Genomic DNA, 3,868 nt, shown 5'->3' with positions numbered 1-3,868 from the left:
GGGTTTCCGGCTGTTCGCGGAGGTGTCGGGGCACCCGGTGCTCACCGTGGCGCTGGAGCAGTGCGCGCCCGACGCGGGGGTGTGGGGGACGCTGCGCCGGGGCGAGGACGGCCCGGCCGGGCAGATCCGCGCGCTCGGCGACGCCTGGACGCGGGGCGTCCGCGTCGACTGGTCCCCGTGGTTCTCCGGCCTGCGCCCGCTGCCCGACCTGCCGACCTACCCCTTCCAGCGCCGCCGTCACTGGCTGACGCCCGAGGAGCAGCGCCGCGACCAGGGCGGCGACCCGGAGTTCTGGAAGGCCGTCGAGGGCGGCGCCGAGTCGCTCGCCGACGAACTCGGCCTGACCGCCGACGCCGTCGAACCGGTGCTCGACGGGCTGGCGTCCTGGCGGGCGCGCCGGAAGCTGGCGTCCACGATCGACGGGTGGCGGTACGCGGTCGGCTGGGTCCCGCTGCCCGTCCCCACCCCCGCCCCCGCCACCGGACCGGGGCGCCCCGAGGGCCGGTGGCTGCTCGTCCGGCCCGAGGGCGTCGACACCCCCGTGCCGGACGGCCTCCTCCCGGACGCCGACGTGCTGGTCCTGGACGCCGCCGCCGACCGGGCCGCGATGGCCGCCGCCCTGCCTGCCGGGCCGTACGACGGCGTGGTGTCGCTGCTGGCCCTCGACGAGCGGCCGGTGCCGGACCACCCCCTGGTCGCACGCGCCGTCGCCGGCTCGCTGACGCTGCTCCAGGCACTCGGCGACGCCGGGATCGACGCCCCCGCCTGGGTCCTCACCCGGGGCGCGGTCGGCGTCGGCGGCGCCCCGCTCAGCCTCGCCCAGGCCGAGGTCTGGGGCCTGGGCCGGATCGCCGGGCTCGAACTGCCCGGCCGCTGGGGCGGACTGGTCGACCTGCCCGAGACGCCGGACGCCCGCTCCGAGGAGACCCTCGCCGCCGTCCTCGCCGGCGCCCTGGGCGCGGAGGACCAGCTCGCGATCCGCGCCGACGGACTGTGGACCCGCCGGATCACCCCGGCGCCGGCCCGCCGGGGCGGGGAGGGCTGGCGGCCCCGGGGCACCGTCCTGGTCACCGGCGGCACCGGCGCGCTCGGCTCCCGGATCGCCCGATGGGCCGCCGCGAACGGCGCCGAACGGATCGTCCTGACCAGCCGGCGCGGCCCCGGGGCGCCCGGCGCCGCCCGGCTGGGCGACGAACTGGCCGCGCTCTGCCCCGAGGTCCGGATCGTCGCGTGCGACCTGGCCGACCGGGCCTCCGTCGAGGCGCTGCTGGCCGAGGCCGGCCCCGTCGACGCCGTCGTGCACGCGGCCGGGACCGGCGCGAACGTGCCGTTCGACGAGACCGACGTCGCCCTCGTCGAGCGCCTGCTCGCGGGGAAGGTCGCCGGCGCCGTCCACCTCGACGCCCTGGTCGGCGACGTGGACGCGTTCGTCACCTTCTCGTCCATGTCCGGCGTCTGGGGCAGTCAGGCGCACGCCGCCTACGCGGCCGCCAACGCCGCCCTGGACGCGCTCGCCGAGCAGCGGCGGGCCCGCGGCGGCAGGATGACCGCCGTCGCCTGGGGCTCGTGGGACGAGGCCGGGATGGCCTCGGCCGAGGTCGGGGCCCAGCTGCGCCGGCGCGGCATCGTCCAGATGGCGCCGGAACTCGCGATCGAGGCGCTGCGCCGCGCGGTCGCCCAGGACGACACCACGATCTGCGTGGCCGACGTCGACTGGCCGCGCTTCACCGAACTCTTCACCGCCGAGCGGCCCCGGCCGCTGATCGGCGACATCCCCGCCGTCCGGGACGCGCTGGCGCAGGCGGCGGAGCCCGCCGGGGACGGGTCAGGTCTCGCCGCCCGCCTGGCGGGCCTGCCCGTCCCCGAGCAGGAACGGATCGTCCTCGCCTGCGTCAGGTCCGGCGCCGCCGCCGTGCTCGGCCACCCCTCCGTCGACGACATCGCACCCCGCAGGCCGTTCCGCGAGCTGGGCTTCGACTCGCTGACCGCCGTCGACCTGCGCAACCGGCTGCGCGCCGAGACCGGCCTGCCGTTGTCGGCCACGGTCGTCTTCGACCACCCGAACGCCGCCGCGCTGGCCGCGCACCTGCTGGCCCGGGCCGGCGGCACCGCCGCCCCCGCACCCGCCGTCGCCGTCACCACGGCCGACCGGGGCGAGCCCCTGGCGATCACCGCGATGAGCTGCCGCTTCCCGGGCGGCGTCGGCTCGCCGGAGGACCTGTGGCGGCTGGTGACCGACGGCGTCGACGCGATGTCACCGTTCCCCACCGACCGCGGCTGGTACCTCGGGGACCTGGTCAACGCGGACTCGGCGGTGCGCGGCACCACCTACACCAGCGAGGGCGGGTTCCTCGACGACGTCGCCGGCTTCGACGCCCGCCTGTTCGGGATCACGCCGCGCGAGGCCGTCGCGATGGACCCGCAGCAGCGGCTGCTGCTGGAGTGCGCCTGGGAGGCCCTGGAACGCGGCGGCCTGGACCCGCTGGGCCTGCACGGCACCCGGACCGGCATGTTCGCCGGAACGAACGGCTCGGACTACCTGTGGTCGATGGGCGTCTTCCCCAGCGAGCTGGAGGGCCACCTCGGCACCGGCAACGCGGCCAGCGTCCTGTCCGGGCGGGTCTCGTACACCTTCGGCCTCGAAGGCCCCGCGATGACCGTCGACACCGGCTGCTCCTCGTCGCTGGTCGCGCTGCACCTGGCCGGGCAGGCGCTGCGGGCCGGTGAGTGCGACCTCGCGCTGGTGGGCGGCGTCACGGTCATGTCGACGCCCGGCCCGTTCGTCGAGTTCAGCCGGAAGGGCGGGCTGGCCGGCGACGGCCGCTGCAAGTCCTTCGCCGCCGCCGCGGACGGCACCGGCTGGGGCGAGGGCGTCGGCGTGCTGGTGGTCGAGCGGCTGTCGGACGCGCAGCGTCTGGGTCACCCGGTCCTGGCGGTGGTGCGGGGCAGTGCGGTCAACCAGGACGGCGCGTCCAACGGCCTGACCGCGCCGAGCGGCCCCTCCCAGCAGAAGGTCATCCTCCGGGCGCTGGCCGACGCGCGCCTCGAACCCGCCGACATCGACGCGGTCGAGGCGCACGGGACGGGCACCACGCTGGGCGACCCGATCGAGGCCAACGCGCTGCTGGCCACCTACGGAGCCGGCCGCACCGGCGACCCGCTCTGGCTCGGGTCGGTGAAGTCGAACATCGGCCACACCCAGGCGGCGGCCGGCATGGCCGGGCTGATGAAGACGGTGATGGCGATGCGGCACGGCGTGCTGCCGAAGACGCTGCACGTCGACGAGCCCTCCCCGCACATCGACTGGGCGCTGGGCGGCGTCGAGCTGCTCACCGAGGCCCGCCCCTGGCCGAGGACCGGCCGGCCGCGCCGGGCCGGGGTGTCGGCGTTCGGCGTCAGCGGGACGAACTCGCACGTCATCCTCGAAGAAGCACCGGAGGCGTCCCGGCCCCGGCCCGTGGCCGAGCCGCAGCCCGGGACGCAGGGGGAGCCCGAGCCGGGCCGGCCGGTACCGCTGCCGCTGTCCGGCGCCGACGACGGCGCGGTCCGCGCCCAGGCCCTGGCGCTGCGGGACGTCCTCACCGCCGGGGCTTCCCCGGCGGACGTCGGCGCGACGCTGGTGGGCCGGGCGGCGCTCCCGGTGCGGGCGGTGGCGTGGGACGCGGAGGGTCTGGAGGCGGTGGCCGCGGGTCTGGGCCCGGTCACCGGGTCGCCGTTGGGCAGTTCGGACGTGGTGTTCGTGTATCCGGGTCAGGGTGGTCAGTGGCTGGGTATGGCGGTGGGTCTGCTGGGGTCGCGAGCGTTCGCGGAGCGGTTGCGGGAGTGTGATGCGGCGCTGTTGCCGTTGACGGGGTTCTCGGTGGAGGCG

1 protein-coding gene is annotated in these 3,868 nt (G+C 77.2%); it reads left to right on the top strand.

Translation table 11 applies throughout. The annotated features are described in order from the left end of the window. Positions 1 to 3,868: SDR family NAD(P)-dependent oxidoreductase (locus PUR61_RS14010; RefSeq protein ID WP_329879147.1), on the top strand; the 3,868-nt coding region annotated here is incomplete at both ends.

The sequence above is a fragment of the Streptomyces sp. BE20 genome (assembly GCF_036322525.1).
In the GTDB taxonomy this organism is placed as follows: domain Bacteria; phylum Actinomycetota; class Actinomycetes; order Streptomycetales; family Streptomycetaceae; genus Kitasatospora.
The sequence above is the reverse complement of the archived record's forward strand: the minus strand, read 5'-3'. Positions and strand labels throughout refer to the sequence as shown.